The 19,406-nt window shown below is 35.6% G+C and carries 22 protein-coding genes; all 22 read left to right on the forward strand.

The window, feature by feature from the left end; genetic code table 11:
• The first annotated feature begins 20 nt into the window (after nt 1–20).
• The 22 genes from ACZ5N5_RS13525 to rph all read left to right on the forward strand — a co-directional run bounded on the left by ACZ5N5_RS13525 (nt 21) and on the right by rph (nt 19,396).
• Nucleotides 21–1,550 carry a capsular polysaccharide export protein, LipB/KpsS family gene (locus tag ACZ5N5_RS13525; protein WP_109983958.1) on the forward strand — a complete coding sequence of 510 codons (1,530 nt, stop codon included), beginning with the start codon at nt 21–23 and terminating at the stop codon, nt 1,548–1,550.
• Nucleotides 1,551–1,578: 28 nt separating this feature from the next.
• Nucleotides 1,579–2,202, forward strand: a complete 624-nt coding sequence (locus ACZ5N5_RS13530) for a class I SAM-dependent methyltransferase (protein WP_109983959.1) — start codon at nt 1,579–1,581, stop codon at nt 2,200–2,202.
• 20 nt (nt 2,203–2,222) lie between these two features.
• Nucleotides 2,223–3,653 carry a hypothetical protein gene (locus tag ACZ5N5_RS13535; RefSeq protein ID WP_109983960.1) on the forward strand — a complete coding sequence of 477 codons (1,431 nt, stop codon included), beginning with the start codon at nt 2,223–2,225 and terminating at the stop codon, nt 3,651–3,653.
• Nucleotides 3,654–3,751: 98 nt separating this feature from the next.
• A complete protein-coding gene (locus ACZ5N5_RS13540; protein WP_054859071.1) occupies nt 3,752–4,639 on the forward strand; it encodes an aldo/keto reductase in 888 nt (295 codons plus the stop codon).
• A 2-nt stretch (nt 4,640–4,641) separates the two neighbouring features.
• Nucleotides 4,642–5,529 carry a Gfo/Idh/MocA family oxidoreductase gene (locus tag ACZ5N5_RS13545; protein WP_054787863.1) on the forward strand — a complete coding sequence of 296 codons (888 nt, stop codon included), beginning with the start codon at nt 4,642–4,644 and terminating at the stop codon, nt 5,527–5,529.
• 3 nt (nt 5,530–5,532) lie between these two features.
• Nucleotides 5,533–6,285: an SDR family oxidoreductase gene (locus ACZ5N5_RS13550; protein ID WP_054787862.1), complete on the forward strand. Its 753-nt coding sequence runs from the start codon at nt 5,533–5,535 to the stop codon at nt 6,283–6,285.
• Nucleotides 6,270–6,992: an acylneuraminate cytidylyltransferase family protein gene (locus ACZ5N5_RS13555; RefSeq protein WP_464372650.1), complete on the forward strand. Its 723-nt coding sequence runs from the start codon at nt 6,270–6,272 to the stop codon at nt 6,990–6,992. The genes ACZ5N5_RS13550 and ACZ5N5_RS13555 overlap by 16 nt, the downstream gene beginning before the upstream one ends.
• The gene (locus ACZ5N5_RS13560; protein WP_277678296.1) at nt 6,993–7,937 is read left to right on the forward strand and encodes a dTDP-glucose 4,6-dehydratase; all 945 of its coding nucleotides are present in this window, start codon (nt 6,993–6,995) and stop codon (nt 7,935–7,937) included.
• Nucleotides 7,938–7,950: 13 nt separating this feature from the next.
• A complete protein-coding gene (pseC, locus tag ACZ5N5_RS13565) occupies nt 7,951–9,153 on the forward strand; it encodes a UDP-4-amino-4,6-dideoxy-N-acetyl-beta-L-altrosamine transaminase (RefSeq protein ID WP_109983966.1) in 1,203 nt (400 codons plus the stop codon).
• A gap of 9 nt (nt 9,154–9,162) precedes the next feature.
• Nucleotides 9,163–9,894, forward strand: a complete 732-nt coding sequence (locus tag ACZ5N5_RS13570) for a cytidylyltransferase domain-containing protein (RefSeq protein WP_109983967.1) — start codon at nt 9,163–9,165, stop codon at nt 9,892–9,894.
• A gap of 12 nt (nt 9,895–9,906) precedes the next feature.
• Entirely contained in the window at nt 9,907–10,968 is a 1,062-nt protein-coding gene (gene pseG / locus ACZ5N5_RS13575) for a UDP-2,4-diacetamido-2,4,6-trideoxy-beta-L-altropyranose hydrolase (RefSeq protein WP_464372651.1), read from the forward strand.
• Between the two features lie 4 nt (nt 10,969–10,972).
• On the forward strand, nt 10,973–11,518 hold the full coding sequence (gene pseH / locus ACZ5N5_RS13580) for a UDP-4-amino-4,6-dideoxy-N-acetyl-beta-L-altrosamine N-acetyltransferase (RefSeq protein ID WP_464372652.1): 546 nt from the start codon (nt 10,973–10,975) through the stop codon (nt 11,516–11,518).
• The gene (pseI, locus tag ACZ5N5_RS13585) at nt 11,515–12,567 is read left to right on the forward strand and encodes a pseudaminic acid synthase (RefSeq protein ID WP_277678293.1); all 1,053 of its coding nucleotides are present in this window, start codon (nt 11,515–11,517) and stop codon (nt 12,565–12,567) included. Before pseH ends, pseI begins: the two co-directional genes overlap by 4 nt.
• A 166-nt stretch (nt 12,568–12,733) precedes the next feature.
• Nucleotides 12,734–13,291, forward strand: coding sequence for an AAA family ATPase (locus ACZ5N5_RS13590; RefSeq protein WP_277678292.1), 558 nt, complete (start codon nt 12,734–12,736; stop codon nt 13,289–13,291).
• Between the two features lie 11 nt (nt 13,292–13,302).
• Nucleotides 13,303–13,839, forward strand: coding sequence for a GNAT family N-acetyltransferase (locus tag ACZ5N5_RS13595; protein WP_054787858.1), 537 nt, complete (start codon nt 13,303–13,305; stop codon nt 13,837–13,839).
• 85 nt (nt 13,840–13,924) lie between these two features.
• Nucleotides 13,925–14,251 (forward strand): hypothetical protein, encoded by a 327-nt coding sequence (locus tag ACZ5N5_RS13600; protein WP_464372653.1) that lies wholly within the window; start codon nt 13,925–13,927, stop codon nt 14,249–14,251.
• 48 nt (nt 14,252–14,299) lie between these two features.
• Entirely contained in the window at nt 14,300–14,935 is a 636-nt protein-coding gene (locus ACZ5N5_RS13605; protein WP_464368144.1) for a hypothetical protein, read from the forward strand.
• Nucleotides 14,932–15,279 (forward strand): DUF4260 family protein, encoded by a 348-nt coding sequence (locus ACZ5N5_RS13610; RefSeq protein ID WP_054787855.1) that lies wholly within the window; start codon nt 14,932–14,934, stop codon nt 15,277–15,279. The genes ACZ5N5_RS13605 and ACZ5N5_RS13610 overlap by 4 nt, the downstream gene beginning before the upstream one ends.
• Before the next feature lie 722 nt (nt 15,280–16,001).
• Entirely contained in the window at nt 16,002–16,454 is a 453-nt protein-coding gene (locus ACZ5N5_RS13615; RefSeq protein WP_464372654.1) for a MarR family winged helix-turn-helix transcriptional regulator, read from the forward strand.
• Between the two features lie 20 nt (nt 16,455–16,474).
• Nucleotides 16,475–17,296, forward strand: coding sequence for a glutamate racemase (racE, locus tag ACZ5N5_RS13620; RefSeq protein ID WP_109983975.1), 822 nt, complete (start codon nt 16,475–16,477; stop codon nt 17,294–17,296).
• Between the two features lie 80 nt (nt 17,297–17,376).
• Nucleotides 17,377–18,519 carry a GerMN domain-containing protein gene (locus ACZ5N5_RS13625; RefSeq protein ID WP_109983976.1) on the forward strand — a complete coding sequence of 381 codons (1,143 nt, stop codon included), beginning with the start codon at nt 17,377–17,379 and terminating at the stop codon, nt 18,517–18,519.
• Nucleotides 18,520–18,652: 133 nt separating this feature from the next.
• Complete coding sequence (rph, locus tag ACZ5N5_RS13630; protein ID WP_054787854.1) at nt 18,653–19,396, forward strand: ribonuclease PH; 744 nt, start codon at nt 18,653–18,655, stop codon at nt 19,394–19,396.
• Nucleotides 19,397–19,406 lie beyond the last annotated feature (10 nt).

Genomic DNA, 19,406 nt, shown 5'->3' on the forward strand with positions numbered 1-19,406 from the left:
AGGAAGAGGAGAAGGTTCCAATGGATAGTTTTTTGCAAAATTATTGGTCTGTTTATCTTGATTATCTTCAAGACTTTGAAAGTTTAGAATATTTAGGATTTTCTTTACCATTTTTGTGTCATTTACCAAGCTACCTTCTACCAAAACCATCTTTATTAACACAAATCGAAAAAATGGATCGCAAACATTTAAGAAATCATGTCCAAAACCAAAAAGAAATACAAACCGTTTTTAATCAATTTGTTGCTACACATACCAAACCAAAAAGAAGAGTAGAAAATGGAAAGGTTGTCTTACATGTAGATAAATTACTACGCTTTCCACCATCAACAATGCAAAGTCATTTCGATCGTAAGAAAACGATTCTATTAATTAATAGCAATGGGCCAAAACAAAAACAAGTAAAGCCAAGTCTAAAAACACAATCACCACGAACATACCGCGCAAAAACGGAAGGGAAGGCTATTCCGCTAACGAACACGGTCAGGGTTAGCAAATCAAAACTAAAGGGAAAATCCAGATCGAATTATCGTGTAACTCAAAATATGCTCACCTATTATCTGCAAAACTACACAGGAGAGGTCGAGAGTGCTATTAAAGAAGCTCAACAAAAAGCGAGACAAATATTAGCAGGATTTAAAAATCATCCTATTTATAGCGATCCAGCCTTCCAAAAATGGTTATTAAACAATATTTTAGTAGTTATTAGACAAATATCTGCTGCCGTTGGTTTTCTAAAGAGAGTACCTGTCTCATGCTTAGTTGTGTCTACGACCCATAGTTATGTAAGTCGAATTCTTTCTATTGTAGCTGCTGAAAAAGGAATACCATCCATTTGTATGCAGCATGGAATCATTTCAAGTGAACTTGGTTATATACCAAAAATAGCGACAGTCGATGCTGTTTATGGCAATTATGAGAAAGAATTCTATCTGAATTTAGGAGCACCCAAAGGCTCTGTAGAGGTTATTGGTCACCCGAGATTTGATGAAAGATTTAATACAAAAGTCGTAAGGAGAGCAACTTTTGATAAAAAGTTAGGATTAAATCCTCGTAGAAAAAACGTCATGATTGCATTACGAGGAGAAGACGATATTAATAGATGGCGTATTTTGATCAAGAAAATAGATAGAAAACTAAAGGTGAACATTTTGATTAAGAACTATCCAAGCAAACAGCCACATATCCTTACGAAGGAATTTCGACATGTTTATTCAACAGGAAGCTATGGACTTTATGATATTTTTCCTAATGTGGATGCTGTTGTTACTTATTCTTCAACTGTAGGATTAGAGGCAATGCTCCATGGCAAACCAGTATTTGTTTTAAATAAAAGTTTTAGAGGCTTTACAGGCTACTACCATCTTCTTGATCAATTAGAACAAACCAGTCCAGGAGTTTTGGCAAATATCATTATCAAGTATTTTTCCGATGCAAAGTTTCGTCATTATACGGATAAAATCCGTAAATCTTTCTTAAGCAAAGCGTATTCAATTCAAAGTAGCTCTGGTGAAAGATTAAAAACTTTAATTAAAAGATTAACCAAATAATCATTCATGTCGGGAAGGAGAAATTTGGATGAGTAAAAGCCTAGGAGAAATTCATGACTATTGGAAGCATGTGAGTAAATCCGATTATTATATTGATAAAGTGGGAAGAAGTGAATTATTACTAGAATATATTCAGAAGTATAGTGAGAATAGACACAGAATCTTAGAACTTGGGTGTAATGTTGGAAGAAATCTGAATCATTTAATGAAAAATCACTACAGGAATTTGACAGGTATTGAAATAAGTGAAGAGGCTGTGAATTCTCTTAAAAAGAATTTTCCCACCTTATACGAAGATGCTACGATTATTCATTCACCAATCGAAAATATTATTAAAGAAATACCTAATAATCAATATCACGTCGTCTTTACCATGGCTGTATTAGAGCATATTCATCCAGAAAGTGAATGGATATTTAAAGAGATGGCACGAGTAACGAAATCCTATCTTATTACCATTGAAGCGGAGACAGCAAAAAATTGGCGCTTATTTCCAAGGAATTATAAAGTGATTTTTGAAAACTTAGGGATGAAGCAAATCGAAGCAAATACTGGGGAAAAAGAACTCGGTTTAGGCGCATATACGATTCGTGTTTTTAAAAAGCAAAAGGGTTTAACAAAATTCTTCAGTAAGATGTTTCAAAGAAACTAGGTGATCTTGTGGAGACAAAAATGCGCAATTACTGGTCGTTGTATTATCATTTTTTACAGGAGTTTAAAGAACTTACGTATAAAGGTTTTTCACTTCCGTACATTTTACACTTTCCTAACCTAGTTAGAAACAATAAAGAAGTGGCTAATGCTTTAGGGCAGGAAAATTTTGCGGATACCTTAACCTACCAAATAAATCATCAAAGAGAATTTCAAGCAGCATTCACCAAATATGTAAATTCACATCATAAAAGGTTTAAAAAGAAAAAAATCAATAATGGTAAGATTGCTATTCACGTTGATCCGATTCTCCGAATACCAGATAAATCTTATGAGAAATCCTTTAAAAAATCTAAATCGTTAATCGTTGTAGCGGATCCCACTACCTCTTCCACTTCAAAAAATAAGACTATTAAGTTTGGCTTACCAGTTAAGAACCTCTGTCATTATCGTACCTCCGCCTATAAAAAAGAGATTCTTGCTGTTCAAAATAAAGCAAGGGCTTTATTTCAATCAACTAAACATAGTCCTTTTTATCAAAATCAATTGTTCCAAGCAAAAGTGATAAAAAAAATTCCACAAGCAATTAAAATGATCGAACAAGTAAATCAATTCTTTGATGAGGTTCCGATTTCATGTGTACTTGTGTCAAGCACGCATAGTTATATCAGTCGGATTCTATCATTAGTGGCAGCTGAAAGAGGGATACCAAGTATTTGTCTTCAGCATGGAATAATGAATAGTGAGCAAGGCTTTATTCCAAAGATAGCAACAATTGATGCAGTCTATGGCCAATTCGAAGTAGATTGGTATAAGCAATTAGGAGTGAATCAACATGGATTAAAAATTATCGGACATCCACGATTTGATCAAGCGAAGCAGTTACCACAACAAACAAGGAAAGCATTCCATCAAAATTTGGGGTTGGATCCAAGAAAGAAAACAATTATGCTTGTTGTCCGTGAAAATCAAAAAATTGAGAAGTGGAGGCTATTCTTAAAAACTATCTATGCCAAAAAGTTGGATGTCAATATTCTTATTAAAGATATACCTGGAAAGGATGCCCATCCATTAACAAAGGAATTTCCAGTCGTCTCTTCCTCTAAAATCAGTAGTCTATACGATATATTGCCACATGTAGATTGTGTTGTTTCCTATACTTCAACCGTTGCACTAGAATCCATGTTAGCAGATAAACCTGTTTTTATTCTCGATAATTCATTCCCAAATTATACCGGTTATTATAACCCATTAAATGAAATGGTTCAAAAGGATCCCCGTAAGCTTGCCAAATTAGTTACTTTATTTTTTACAACACCGCACTGGAAAAGCTATGCAAAGAATAAGCGAGAGCAATTTTTGCGCTATGCATACCCATACAAGGGTATTTCAGAGAAAAGGTTGAAAGCATTGATATATGAATTAATGAATGGTAAATTTACACCTTTTTAACATGTATATTCTTAAATTGAACGAATATGATGGATGTAATCCTAAAGAAAAGAAGGAATGTTCACTCTTTTTCGTTCACTCAGGAAAGGGGTGGTTTTATGATTAGCCGTTTATCTGACCTAATCATAGGTACTGCGCAATTCGGCTTAGACTACGGAATCACTAATTTAAATGGCCGGACCTCTAAAGAGGAAGTGAAAAAAATACTACAATATTGCCGAAATAATAATATTCATATTCTCGATGCAGCAGCCGATTACGGAAAGAGTGAACAAGTTTTAGGAGAAATCATCACAGATAACTATTTTACTATTTATTCTAAAACCCCTCATATATTTGTAGAATCTATAAAAAATGTGGATCTACAACAGATTAAAGCAAGCTTTTATCAATCCTTGAAGAAATTAAAAGTAAATCAAATCGAAGGAATTTTTGTTCATAATGTCCAAAATCTAATAGTAGCAAATGGTGATAAATTGTTTCGGCTACTTCAAGGATGGAAAGAGGAGGGGCTAATCAAGAAAATAGGTGTATCGATCTATGACGAAGACATGGTTTCCACTTTACTAGAAAATTATGATTTGGATGTCTTTCAAATTCCGATCAATCTCTATGATCAACGCTTACTTCACTCTGGAACATTGCGAAAAATAAAAGATAAAGATATAGAAATTCATGCTAGATCGATCTTTCTCCAAGGTATCTTACTTGCAGATGAACATATGCTACCCAAAAAATTCCATCGTTATATACCTTATAACCAAAAACTAAAGGCCTTTCTAGATAAGTACCAAATGACAAAACTGGATGGAGCCTTAAAGTTTGTCTCACAAATCGATGAAATTGATCATATATTAGTTGGTATTAACCACCTGCAGCAACTAGAAGAAATCGTGGCGTCATTTGAAGCATTAGATGACAGGAAGATTCTTTTCGATTCCTTTCAACTCTCAGATATAGATTTGATTGATCCAAGGAGATGGTAAAAATGCTAAAGCTCGGAATAATTGGTATGAATGAGGGAAATGGTCATCCCTATTCTTGGTCAGCGATCTGTAATGGCTATGATCCAGAATATATGCAAGATTGCCCTTTCCCTACCATACCTCAATATTTGAGTGAAAAAAAATTCCCAGATGATGCGATCAAATGTGCGAAAGTAACCCATATTTGGACACAGGATAGAACAATTTCTCAACACATTGCTAGATCAGCTAACATTGCGCATATTGTAGATAAAAAGGAAGAAATGATTGGAAAGGTGGACGCTATTCTGTTAGCGAGAGATGATTATGAGAATCATCTTATCAATAGTGAGATTTTTATCGAAGCAGGCCTTCCTATTTATATCGATAAGCCGTTAGCGATTCATCGGAAAAAGGCAGAAGAAATTTTACTAAAGGAAAAGGAAAAAGGCCAAATCTTTTCTTGCTCTGCCCTTAAATATGCCACTGAATATAATCTAGCAAAAGATAGATTAAAAAGGGTTGGAAAGATCAAATCAATTCATGCTGTTGTGATGAAGTCGTGGGAGAAATATGCAATCCATGTGATAGATCCAATTTTGCGCTTGATCGGCTATCACCATCTCATTCAATCATCCACTGTAACGAAATCTGATGGCGCTGTTCATGTAAATTACCTAACACAAGACGATGTATTAATTAATATAACAGTAGTAGAGGAAGCAATATATTTACCATTTCGAATTACACTGATTGGTACAGATGACTATATGGAGCTGGAAATGAAAGACACTTTTCTTGCATTTAAGTCTTCATTAGAGAAATTTATCGGTATTGTAACGAGAAAGGAAGCTCCACTTTCTCATGAAGAAATGTTAAAAACAGTCGAATTTATTGAGGCAGGGATTTAATCTATGAAAGAAACGATTTTCATTACTGGAGGTACTGGTAAAGTAGGATTTCAGCTTGTTCAACACTTTTTAAATAATGGATACAAGGTGCTAACCACCTCGAGATATGAAGCAAAGCTTACAGACATGAGAGAAAAATTGAAAAATACCAATCATTTTTACTCATTAGCTGTCGATATAGAAGCCGACCACGCACTGCGAACCATTGACCTGTTTTGTGAACAAAATAATCTAGTGATCAATATACTAATAAATAATGCTCGTAATCGAGATTATCTACAAATCGTTGATGGTAAAACACCACGTGATCAATGGCTAAATGAATTTAACCTAAATGTTGTGGTTCCATATGAATGGTCCATGCATTTTGCCAAAAAGGATCCATTAGTTTTACGATCTGTTATTAATATTTCATCTATCTACGGGATTGTTGCACCAAATGTCCATCTATATGAAGATTTTGAATCTGAATCTCCAATTAATTACGGTGTGTCCAAAGCAGCACAAATTCACTTAACCAAGGAATTAGCAGTACGAATGGCATCAAAGGGGATAGCCGTTAATTGCATATCATTTGGAGGAATTAAAGGCCGTGTTGATCAAGCATTTGCTGAAAGGTACGCAAAACTCACACCCTCAGGTGATATGCTAGCAGAGGAAGATGTAATTGGAGCAGTAGATTTTTTTGTTTCTAATAAGTCTAAGCAAATTACAGGGCACAATTTGGTGATTGATGGTGGGTGGACAATTTGGTAAAGGAATCCATTTGCATTATTCCTGCTCGAGGCAATTCTAAACGAATTCCAAATAAAAACAGAATGGAATTTCATGGTAAGCCAATGCTTGCATGGACTATTTTGGCTGCAAAGGAATCTCAACTTTTTGATCATATAATCGTGAGTACAGATAATGAAAAAATCGCAGAAATATCCCAAAAGTATGGTGCAGAGGTTCCTTTTCTACGGAAGAAGCACGCTGATGACCAATCTCCAGTTAGCTTAGCTTCCTTCAGTGCATTAATCGAAGCTGAGAAGTTTTTTGAGAAGGAATTTTCCACTATTGCCCAATTAATGCCCAATTGTCCACTGAGGACTAGTGAGGATATTCGCAACTCTATTAATTATTTTGAGAAGTCAAACACCGCCTTCCAGATCAGTGTAACAAGATATCAATGGCTGAATCCATGGTGGGCATTGCATATAGATAAAAACAATCAACCGAAGCCAATTTTTGAAGAAGAATTACGCTCTAGATCTCAGGATCTTCCAGAGCTATATTGTCCAACTGGTGCTATTTGGATTGCTCAAGCAGAAGCTTTTAAAAAGGAAAAAACCTTCTATGGAAAGAACTATCAAATTTGTGAGCTCGACTGGGAAAGTGCTATCGATATTGACACAAAAGAAGATTTAGCGATGGCTGAATTATTAATGAAAGAGCGATTAAGAATAAATGAGGTGAATTGATTGAATATTTTAGTAACTGGTGGTGCTGGCTTTATTGGAAGATGGGTAGTAGCTCGACTATTAAAGGACGGTCACCAAGTTTGGGTATTAGATGATTTATCTAATGGTAGAAAGGAAAACCTTAAAGAATTTGAATCCAACCATCATTTTAATGGATTAACCTATGGAGATATTAAGGACATTCCTCTTCTAGAGAAGTTGTTCGAGAATTCCTTTGATATTTGCTATCATCTAGCGGCAAGCATTAATGTACAGGACAGTATTGATGAACCGAGCACGACGTTCGCTAATGATGTGGTTGGAACCTTTAATATTCTAGAACAATGTAAAAAAAATCAAACAAAGGTTATCTTTATGAGCACTTGTATGGTTTACGATAAAGCCATGGATGATAGTGGAATCAAGGAGACAAATCAGGTGAAACCAGCATCCCCGTATGCGGGTGCGAAATTAGCGGCAGAAAATATGGTGTTGTCTTACTATTATGCATATGGATTACCTGTTACTGTTATTCGACCTTTTAACACATATGGCCCCTTTCAAAAAACGGGGGGAGAAGGCGGAGTTGTTGCTATTTTTCTAAAGAACAAACTTGCGGGTAAAACCTTACAAATTTATGGTGATGGAAAACAAACAAGGGATCTATTATATGTAGAGGATTGCGCACGGTTTGTCGTCGAAACAGGATATGCCTCCAATGTAGATGGGGAAATCATTAATGCTGGATTAGGCAAGGATATTTCGATTAATGAATTAGCGAAATTAATAGTAAAGGACGAAGCACGTATTACGCATGTACCACATATTCATCCACAAAGTGAAATTGCTCGATTATTATGTGATTATACGAAAGCAAAGCAATTATTAGGCTGGGAGCCTATGCATAGCCTAGAGGAAGGGATCAAGAAAACGGAAGAATGGATTACATCAACGAATTTAATATAAGGAAGGAAGCACCATGAGAAAAAAAGAACAGCTTGCCATTTATGGAGGGAAGCCAGTAAGAGACGCTTATTTACCCTACGGGAGTCAATGGATCGAAGACGAAGATATTCAGGCAGTTAGTAATGTTTTAAGAAGTGATTATTTGACAACAGGCCCTATTATTCAGGCTTTTGAGGAAAGCGTAGCGGATTATGTTGGAGCAAAATATGCTGTTGCCTTCTCAAGCGGTACAGCAGCATTGCATGCGGCTTGCTATGCAGCAAATATCGACGAGGGGGATGAAGTGATCACAACCCCTATGACTTTTGCTGCCACTTCGAATGCAATATTATATTTGGATGGTAAACCAGTGTTTGCTGATATTGATCCTCTCACCTATACTATTTCTCCAGAAAGAATAGAACCCCTCATTACGGGAAAAACGAAAGCGATTATCACCGTGGATTATACCGGTCAGCCTGCAAATTATGATCAAATTCAACAGCTAGCCAAAAAACACAAGCTGTTGGTTATAGATGACGCCGCTCATGCATTAGGTGCGACATACAAAGGAAAACGAATAGGGTCCATCGCTGATATGACAATGTTTAGCTTTCATCCGGTAAAACATATTACAACCGGTGAGGGGGGAATGATTACTACAAATCAAAAGTCCTTATATGATAAATTAAAAAGCTTTCGCACACATGGGATTACAAGAGATCCAAACAGATGGTTGTATCATGATCATCCATGGTATTACGAGATGCAAGATCTTGGCTTTAATTATCGAATGACCGACTTTCAAGCAGCATTAGGGCTAAGTCAGCTTAAGAAATCGGACAAATTTCTTCGTACGAGAAGAACATATGCGAAACAATATACGGAACAGTTCAAAGATTTAAATGCTATTATTACACCGTTTCAACACGAAGATGGTCATTCTAGCTGGCATTTATATATGATTCGCTTAAAGTCAAACAAAATAAAAGCTGATCGCTTACTATTTTTCCAAGCATTACAGAAAGAAAACATTGGGGTGAATGTTCATTATATTCCAGTATATTGGCATCCCTATTATCAGCAATTGGGATATAAGAAAGGAATATGTCCAGTTGCAGAAAATCTATATGAAGAAATCATTACTCTTCCTTTATATCCGAAAATGTCAGAACAGGATATTCAAGATGTCATAGCTGCTGTGAAAAAGGTTCATGCCTATTTTTCTACTGATTGAGGTGAGGACATGAAGGTAGTGGCAATCATACAAGCTCGCATGGGATCTACTAGACTACCAGGAAAAGTATTAAAAAAAGTTCTTGGTAAGCCATTGTTAGCATATCAATTAGAACGGGTAGGTAGGTCAACAAAAATTGATGAAATCGTGGTGGCTACAACTTGTCATTCAGGCGATAATCCAATTATATCATTATGTCAAGAATTAGATATTGCATGGTATCGCGGATCTGAAGAGGATGTGCTTGATCGTTATTTTCGCACTGCTATGATTGCAAGAGCGGACATCGTTGTACGATTGACAGCGGATTGTCCTTTAATCGATCCTTTTCAAATAGATAAGGTAATTGAAACCTATCTTCAGCATGATCATCCTTATCGATTTGTGTCCAACACACTGAAAAGAACCTTTCCGAGGGGATTAGATACAGAAGTTTTTAGTTTTGGAGCCTTAAAAAAGACACATCAAGAAGCAATAAATCCAATAGACCGTGAACATGTTACCAGATACATGCTTCACCATCCAGACTTATTTCCATTTGTTAATGTCTCATCCTCTACTAATTATAGTCACCATCGCTGGACGGTGGATACGATAGAGGATTATCGATTAATCAAAAGAATCTTAGAGGAAATATATCCAAGAAACCCGAAATTCACCTTTTCAGATACGTTAAAGGTTTTAGAAGAAAACCCAGAATGGCAATTAATCAACACAAGTATACAACAGAAAGAAGATTAGTAGGTGGATGCTTTGAATATTTTTATTAGAACAGATGCCTCAAGAGAAATTGGAACTGGCCATGTCATGAGATGTCTTGTCTTAGCGGATATGTTGCAAGAAAACCAAGCAAATGTTATTTTTATTTGTCATGATTTTCCTGGTCATCTGATAAAGGAAATTAAAAGACACGGTTTCGAGGTGATGGTATTATCAGGATCTGTCGATAACAACCACTTTGAATGGATGCTTTCCGAATGGAAGAAGGATGTAAAAAAAACGAAGGAGATTCTATCAGTCTATCCCTCCGTCGATTGGTTAATTATCGACCATTATGCTATCGATCAGAAGTGGGAAAAAGCGATAAGACCTAAAGTAAAAAAGATAATGGTAATAGATGATTTAGCCGATAGAAAACATGATTGCGATCTTTTATTAGATCAAAATGAATTGCCAAATAAAGAATCTCGATATGATCGGTTAATACCAGAGAATGCGACCACTCTACTTGGAATTAATTTTGTATTACTGAGAAAAGAATTTCAACAGATTCATCGTAGGCGAGTGAAAAGCTCAAATTTAAAGAGAATTCTCGTCTCATTTGGTGGAAGTGATCCTACTAATGAAACGATGAAGGTGCTAAAGGCAATTGATCAACTACCGAAGACCAAATTATTTGTAGATGTGGTAATCGGTAGTTCTAATCCATTTCAACAACAGTTAAGAGACTACTGTGTTGCTCGTTCCGATCGTGAGTTTCATATTCAAATAGATTATCTAGTAGATTTAATGGTTAAAGCAGATTTAGCGATTGGAGCAGGTGGAACAACGACATGGGAGAGATGCTATCTCCATCTTCCAACTATTACAATTGAGACGGCCACCAATCAAACCGAAATTCTCGAGCATGTAGCAAATTTAGGAGCAATTTATCACTTAGGGAAAAGTGAAGAGGTGACAGAAGAAATGATTGGATCAACCTTGGAGCAAATAATGTACCACCCCATTCTATTAAAAAGGATGTCAGACGCCTGTCAGAAATTAATCAAGGATTATGATAAAGAATCTCTAATTAAGCATATCATGGAGGTTTAGATATATGGATGAATTCACATTAAAAGCTTTATCAGAGAAAGAACTAAGCCTTATTTTGCAATGGCGTAACTCAAAAAGGGTTCGAGCATTTATGTATGATGATCATCTTATCACATGGAAGGAGCACCTTGAGTGGTTTCAGCATCTAATGAATAATCCTCAAAAAAAGGTAATGATCTTTTATCATGGCAATCAGCCATTAGGACTTGTTCAGTTTTTTGACATTAATCAGACACATGCTAGATGTTACTGGGGTTTTTATATTGGAGTAGAGGCAGCACCAAAAGGCGCAGGGACCGTAATGAGTATTTTGGCATTGGATAAAATGTTTCAGGAAGAAGGAATGCATAAAGTTTGTGCAGAAGTGATTCAGACCAATGAGGTAAGCTTGCATTTTCACAAGAAGCTAGGATTTGAAGCAGAAGGTAAATTTGTGGAGCATGTTCGAAAGGAAGGTTTGTTTATAGATGTTATCCCGATGGCTTTACTACACGAACAATGGAAGATAGTCCGTGAAGGTCTCCTAGAAAATAAAGGAGGGAAAAGATGAGAGACATCGTTATAGGAGAACGTTTTATTGGCAAGAATCATTCGCCCTTTATCATTGCAGAAATGTCAGGAAATCATAATCAGTCATTAGAACGGGCTTTGCAAATAGTCGAAGCAGCAGCAGAAGCTGGGGTTGATGCTTTAAAGATTCAGACATATACAGCAGACACCATGACTTTGAATGAAACAAAAATGGACGATTTTGTCATTCGTGATCAAGAGAGCTTATGGAAGAATAAGTCCTTATATCAATTGTATCAAGAAGCCTATACACCATGGGAATGGCATGAAGCTATATTTGATAAATGTAGAGAACTGGGTATTATTGGATTCAGTTCACCGTTTGATGAAACAGCGGTCGATTTTTTAGAAAGTTTACAAGTTCCTATGTATAAAATCGCATCGTTTGAGTGTACCGATTTACCTTTAATTAAAAAAGTTGCCCAGACTAAAAAACCTATGATTATTTCAACAGGTATGTGTAGTGCTGCCGAGATTGAGGAGACAGTAAAAACAGCAAGAGAGGCTGGCTGCACTGAAATGGTATTACTCAAGTGTACGAGTACATACCCTGCAACACCAGAAAATAGTAATGTACGAACGATCCCTCATATGGAGGATTTGTTTCAGTGTCAAATTGGCCTTTCAGATCATACGCTAGGTTCGGGAGTAGCATTAGCAAGTATTGCATTAGGGGCAACAGTCATTGAAAAACACCTAACCTTATCCAGAGCAGAAGGTGGCGTGGACTCCCAGTTTTCCTTAGAGCCTGACGAATGGAAGGTCCTTGTAGCGGAAGCCAAACGAGCATGGCAGGGATTAGGCCACATACATTATGGAACAACTAAAGCAGAAACCCCATCCAAAAAATATCGACGATCCTTATATATTGTAGATAATATGAAGAAGGGTGAAAAAATTACAAAAGAGAATATGCGAGTTATCCGACCTGGATATGGCTTACCACCAAAATATTATGACATTTTATTAGGCAAAACGGTTAAGAAGAATATTCCAAAGGGTACTCCAGTTGATTGGGATTTAATTTAAAGGAACGTGTCTCACTGTTGTATAATCGAGTTCACTTAAAAATATAGTGAATTCGATTTTTATTATCCTCATTCTCGTTATTAGAAAAAAATGTTAATATAGATTTAAGCATTATAGAAATTATAACAATATTTTTTTATTTAACGAGTAAGAGGAGGGGGATATTTTGAAATTTATCCTTATATTTGGACCTCAGGCAGTGGGGAAAATGACTGTTGGTAAAGAACTATCGAATTTAACAGGCTTAAAATTATTTCACAACCATATGACCATAGAGTTACTTCATCCATTTTTTGACTTCACTTCAGAGATGTTTCATTTGTCCTCTCACTTTCGCGAGAAAATTTTCCAATCATTTGTGCAAACAGATCAGCTTGGGATGATTTTCACTTATGTATGGGCATTTAACCTAGAACAAGATTGGAAAGAGGTGGAACGTTTTTGTCATATATTCCGTTCGAACGGAGCAGAAGTTTACTTTGTAGAATTAGAAGCAAATATAGATACGAGATTAGAGCGAAATCGAACACCTAACCGATTGAAGGAAAAACCTTCCAAACGAAATATTAATAGATCTGAACAAGAGCTAAAAAATTCGATTGAGAAATATCGTCTGAATTCTACTAATGGTGAAATAGAAGAAGCGTATTATATTAGGATCAATAATACATTTCTTAGCCCAAAACAAGTTGCACAAAAAATAATAACAGCATTCCAATTATAAAGGAGAGAGTCATGTTCACTTATTACATAAATCAAAATATCTCATTGAAATTCCCAGAACTAAAGGATGCAGATCGAATTTTTCAGTTAACAGATCGATCTCGAGAGTATTTACGTGAATGGCTTCCATGGGTTGACTTTACCAAAACGGTTGAAAATTCGAGAAAGTTTATACAAATAAGTCGGCAAGATTACATAGATCAGAAAAGTATGGTCACCTTTATTGTATGGAAAGGAAAAGTGGTCGGAGTCGCAGGATTTAACCAAATTGATTGGTCAAATAAGAGTGTACAAATTGGCTATTGGCTGGATAAAAATTATGAAGGAAAAGGAATAATGACTAAATCAGTGGAAGCACTGACTGATTATGCATTTAATCAACTATCCATTAACCGTGTGGAAATAAAGGCAGCAGTAAATAATAAGAAAAGTCGGGCAATCCCTGAAAGGCTTGGATTTGTAAAAGAAGGCATTATGCAACAAGCTGAATGGATAAATGATCGCTTCGAAGATATTGTCGTATATGGCAAAATAGCAGGATTAGCATAAGAAAAAAGAGTAAAACATGTATTCTAAATTTGAGGAAAAACTAACAGAATAAGAAAAATCTGATGAAAATAAGGGGTAGGTCTCTATGGCTTCAAGAATTATTGGCACTATAGCAGGATTATCTAGTTTATTACTTTGGTTTTCTTTTCATTTTATGAATCCGTATAATGATCTAATAGGTATTGAACCTTTTTTTAGAACGACTTTATTGCTTGCCCTTCCGGCTTGTCTTGCTATCTATGCAGCATGGAGACGTAAAAAGGTTCCTATGCTTATCGCATTTATATGGTCCTTTCCATTAAGTCTATATACTGGGCTAACTCAAAGTATGTATTCTTTCTTTGGCATAACCTGCCTATTCTACTTGACCAGTTATTTTCTAATGCTGTTAAGTGAGAGTACGAATAAATAATCACAGATGGATAGGGGTGCTCTTGTAAAGCAGTTGGAGGTACGAAATATGAAATTTGTTTTGAAGCTTTTATGGTTTATGAGTACGTTATGTATGGTGATTAGTTGTAGTACTGAAGAAACTCATAAAGAAAAAGAAGAAAATGTTATTGTCCAAGCAAATTTAACTGCAAAAGAGAATGGAATTCTTACTACGACTACAGATCAATTTTTAATTACTGACTTTAATTTAATAGGGGAGGATAACAAAGTATCCATAAGGTTCGAAAAATATAAATCTGGTAAGTTGATAAAAAAATGGGATTCGATTTCAACAGAAAAAATTGGTGATGGAACTATAGTCCTTACGTTTTCAACAAATAGCGAGGATGGTAATCAACTTGAGATTAGATCTGGGATTATAAGTAAAGGTAGTACTAGTTCTAATATCATGTATGATCACCTTAAAGATAGTGAATCAGAGTATTTGCTTGGTTTATCAGATTCTCCCTTATTGATGGAACAAAAAGTAAAGGAAGAAATGCTAATTGGAAGTTTTTTATTTCAGATCGAAGGAGATAGTATCGAATCCCCGGGTCCTGAATTCTATCAAAGCTTAAAAGAGAATTTGGATGAATATGATGTCGTTTACTTAATTTGGGCTGAATTTAAAAAAAAAGCGAATGGAGGTGACTCTAAACAATGAATAGAGCATATTTGCATTTAGAAGGACTGGCGGTATTGATTTTGTGTCTTTATTTTTATTATATCAATGAATTTAGCTGGTTGCTATTCTTTGTTCTTCTATTGGTGCCAGATATATCAATGCTTGGTTATGCTATTAATCAAAGCATCGGTGCTAAGTTGTACAACATATTCCATACTTATATTTTTCCAATAATTTTATTAATTTCAGGCGTGATATTCCATTGGTCAATCATTATCCCTATCGCAATTATTTGGATCATCCACATTGCGATCGATCGACTTTGTGGATTTGGCTTGAAATATACGACAAGTTTTAAGGATACTCATTTACAAAAGGTTTAACAAAGATAAAAAATTACATTTTAATTGTTTAACATTTTAAGAATTTCGGGTATAATGTAATTAGAAAATCATAACATATAAAAACCGTAAGCGGTGCAACGCTTACGGTTACAATAGACCGAACCCCGTTAAGAGGGGCGGCACTTCAGGAGATAATCCCTCAGAGCCTACGCAAAAGCATATGAGGGGTTATTTTTTATTTTTATCGGACATGATAAACGCAACTAACATCCCAAAAGAGATCATTAGTGTTAATACGTTTTCGATATCCATAAGCATCACCTCCCTTCTATTGGACAAATCCAAAGAAGGTACAACAAGGTGTGCCACCCCTCATATGAAGCCGATCTATTGATGAATCTATTATAACATTTATCGAATACTAGTAGAGCTTTTCGACAGGATTTTTAAATTTTATACTCTATTTTACTATAGTATCCTCACGCAATAATGAAACATTTAACAAAGATAGTTAAACATATCAATGATTATTTAAAAATGTAAAAATTGCTAAACATAGGTGCTTAGCAATTTTTTTATGCCTAAATCTTAAAAGATGCTAAATTGTAAATATTTCGATATCATAATAATAGTGCTTTTTTGTGCTGAATCAAATTTTACATCATTCACTACGACACACAAAAATCAAAAAACGATATACTATATATACTTGTGTATAAAAACTTCGTAAGACTTAATCGAAAAAGGGGGAGGATTTTAACTTGTCAAAACATGCTTCAGACGATACAATTGCGGATATTGAAAAAGAATTGCGTTATATCGCAGGAATTATCAAACAAAAGGGCAGGGAGATCTTACATAATTATCCGATAACTGCGCCACAATTTGTTGCACTTCAATTCCTGTTAGAATACGGTGATATGACGTTGGGAGAACTTTCCAATAAAATTCATCTCGCATTTAGTACGACAACTGATTTAGTGGATCGAATGGAGAAAATAAATGTTGTCGAGAGAGTAAAAGACAAGAAAGACCGAAGAGTGGTACGGATTCACTTACTTGATGAAGGAAAAAAAATCATAAAAGAAGTAATTGAAAAACGAAAAGACTATTTAGGTGAAGTATTAGCAAATGTAAAAGAAGATGACATCCAACAACTTTCCCACTTATTACATGTTTTACATGCGGAAATGAGGGAAAAAAAGAACGAATGAACAAACAAAGAGGCGATGAAATGAAGCAACCAATTGGCGTGATTGATTCAGGAGTAGGTGGATTAACAGTAGCAATCGAATTAATGCGACAGTTACCAAAAGAATCGATCATTTATTTGGGAGATACGGAAAGATGCCCATATGGGCCTAGGCCGAAGGAAGAGGTAATTCAATATACATGGGAAATGGTCCGTTTTTTACAAACAAAACAAATCAAAATGCTTGTTGTAGCGTGTAATACAGCGACTGCATTTACTTTAGATTTATTGCGAGAGGAATTAGATATACCGGTGATAGGGGTTATTCAACCAGGTGCAAGAGCAGCAATTACACATTCAAGAAGCTATGAAATTGGTGTTATTGGAACTGAAGGTACGATAGGCAGTAAAGCTTATCCCTCTACCTTAAAACATATCAATGAAGGAATTAACGTATATGATTTAGCTTGCCCTAGATTTGTACCAATGGTAGAAAAAGGACTTATTTCTGGAGATCTAGCTTATGAAATTGTGCATAAATCGTTATTACCTTTAAAAAAACATAAAGAGATGGATACATTAATCCTTGGTTGTACACATTATCCAATGATTCGTGAGTTAATACAGGAGGTAATGGGGCCTAGAGTTATTGTAATTTCTTCAGGGGAAGAAACCGCACGTGAGGTCAGTACAATTTTAGGTTACAATAGTAAGCTATATACAGGCGATCGCAAGCCAAAGCATTCTTTTTATACAACAGGAGACCCTGAAATTTTTAAAAAAATTGCTTCGAAATGGCTCAAGCAAAATATTGATATCGTTGAGAAAATTGAATTAGCAGAAGTACAAAGCATGGGATATTGATCTCATGTTTCTTTTTTTGGTCTATTTTACCTGATAGCTCGTATATATAATAGTACAAACCATCGTAGGAGGTATCGGTTATGAAAATCGATTTAACAAAAAAAGTGGTAGGCTTACTATTATTGAGTTTGTTGTTTTTAAGTGGATGTGGGGTGTTTAAAGGAGAGCAGACTTTAGAACAAATTGATTCTCCTCCTGAAGATGCACAATTTACAGATGATTTAGAAAATGCACCAGAGGAATCTGAAGATACAGGTGATGGGACAGAAGAGGGTGGAGAAGAAGGAATTGTAGAGGATGATAATGAAGGACAAACGGAAGACGAAGAATCCTCCACTACAGGAGAATCTGTCTCAAGAATGCTTTATTTAATTGATCAAAACGGATTAGTCGTACCACATGAAGTAGAATTGCCAACACCTGCATCTAAAGAAGTAGCAAAACAAGTATTAGAGTATTTAGTAAAAGACGGTCCTGTAAGTTCCATGCTCCCAACAGGATTCCAAGCTGTACTTCCTGCTGGAACAGAAATATTATCACTGAATTTGGAGGAAGGAACCTTAATTGTGGATGTCTCCGAGGAATTTAAGAATTATGAAGCGGAAAATGAAGCCAAAATCTTAGAAGCAATGACATATACTTTAACACAATTTGAAAATGTGGAAAATGTACAGCTTCGTATTGACGGTCAAGCATTATCAGAAATGCCGGTAAATGGAACCCCTATAGAAAATGGATATTCAAGAGCAAATGGAATTAATGTTCATCAAGCTGCTGGAGTAGATTTCATGGAAAGTAAAGCAACTACGCTTTACTTTCCAATGCAAGGTGAGGAATCTGTTTATTTTGTTCCGATTACACAGCATGTAGAAACTACTGGCGATAATGCTTATCAAAATATTGTACAAGCATTACTTGATGGGCCAGGATTTGATCTTCCACTGACACCTTATATGAATACAGGTTCTGCTCTTACAGCAGAACCTGTTATGAAGGATGGCGTACTGTCCTTAACTTTTAATGAAAATATTCTATCTAATAGTGAAAAAAGTGTGATTGCAGATGAGGTAATGAAGTCGATTGTCTTAACATTAACGGAGCAGGAAGGAATCAATGCCGTCGAGGTAATGGTTGAAAACCATGAGCAAGTTTTCAATGAAAAAGAACAGCCATACAATGAGCCTGTCTCTAAAGACATGGTCGTGCCAACAGAAAGCATTTAGATAGATGAAGCCTCATACTTTAATGTGTGAGGCTTTCTTATTTTATTAATAATTTTAGATCAATTGGTGTATGAAACCTCAACTGTTATCCAAAAATATGTTAAGATAAAAAAGAATGTTAGGAGGAAGTTAGATGCGAGAGTCAGGGAGAGAAGTAAATCAATTAAGGAATATTGATATTATTACTAATTTTACGAAACATGCAGAAGGATCTGTATTAATAACAGTCGGAGATACGAAAGTTATTTGTAATGCGAGTGTTGAGGATAGAGTTCCACCATTTATGAGAGGTTCTGGGAAAGGCTGGATAACAGCAGAATATGCAATGCTTCCGAGGGCAACAGAAACCCGTAATATTCGTGAATCATCGAAGGGAAAAGTATCTGGACGAACAATGGAGATTCAACGTTTGATTGGACGGTCTTTACGTGCAGTAGTCGATTTGGATGCCATTGGAGAGAGGACGATTTGGATTGACTGTGATGTCATTCAAGCGGATGGAGGGACTAGAACTGCATCTATTACTGGGGCTTTTGTTGCAATGGTATTGGCGTTAGGAAAACTCGTCGAAAAAGATGTTCTGAAAGAATTACCTATCAAGGATTATTTAGCAGCTATTTCCGTAGGTGTTTTGCCTGATGGAACAGAAATCCTGGATTTAGAATATGTAGAGGATAGTATAGCACATGTCGATATGAATGTTGTCATGACTGGTAAAGGCGAATTTGTCGAATTACAAGGTACAGGTGAAGAAGCTACCTTTACTCGAAATCAACTAATGACGATGCTAGATTTAGCAGATAAAGGATTGAATGAGATATTTAAAATACAAGAAGATGCTATTCAATCATATAAAGACATGTTAGATATAAGTTGAGGAGTTATAT

The sequence above is a fragment of the Gracilibacillus sp. JCM 18966 genome, from assembly GCF_055392695.1.